Source organism: Streptococcus pseudopneumoniae (assembly GCF_038148935.1).
Lineage (GTDB): Bacteria > Bacillota > Bacilli > Lactobacillales > Streptococcaceae > Streptococcus > Streptococcus pseudopneumoniae_U.
The window spans coordinates 1-575 of the sequence record NZ_JBBJZX010000205.1; the positions used below are offsets into that span (position 1 = coordinate 1).

The following is a 575-nucleotide window of genomic DNA, read 5'->3' on the forward strand; positions in this document are numbered from 1 at the left end:
ATTCGCGATATGCTGGACTTGCCAGCCAAAAATGTGACCATTTTAGAGGGGAGCAATATTCATGTATTACCTTCCCTGCCTTACTCAGCGCAAGATTTCTATACCAGTATAGATGTTTTGGCTGAACTAGATAATGGAACCCAGGTAATTATTGAAATTCAAGTTCATCATCAGAATTTTTTCATCAATCGTTTGTGGGCTTACCTTTGCAGTCAGGTCAATCAGAATCTTGAAAAAATTCGTCAACGAGAAGGTGATACCCATCAGAGTTACAAACACATAGCACCTGTTTACGCAATAGCTATTGTGGATAGTAATTATTTCTCAGATGACTTGGCCTTTCACAGCTTTAGCATGCGAGAGGATACGACAGGTGAGGTCTTAACTATCACAAACAATGGACAAGAAAACCATCTGGTCAAGATGGCATTCTTGGAATTAAAAAAATACAGAGAAACCAGCAAAGATGAGGTTCGCAAACCGTGGTTGGAGTTTTTCGGCAACAAGCCCTTTACCCAAGAACCCGAGCGAGCCATCAGCCAGGCAGATCAACTGCTGGACTACAAGAGCTGGTC

Annotated in this window: 1 protein-coding gene; it reads left to right on the forward strand. The window is 41.9% G+C overall.

Annotated features, from left to right (window positions below; genetic code table 11):
- A partial coding sequence (locus WKI42_RS10615; RefSeq protein WP_368081905.1) for a PD-(D/E)XK nuclease family transposase occupies window positions 1–575 on the forward strand: 575 nt, incomplete at both ends.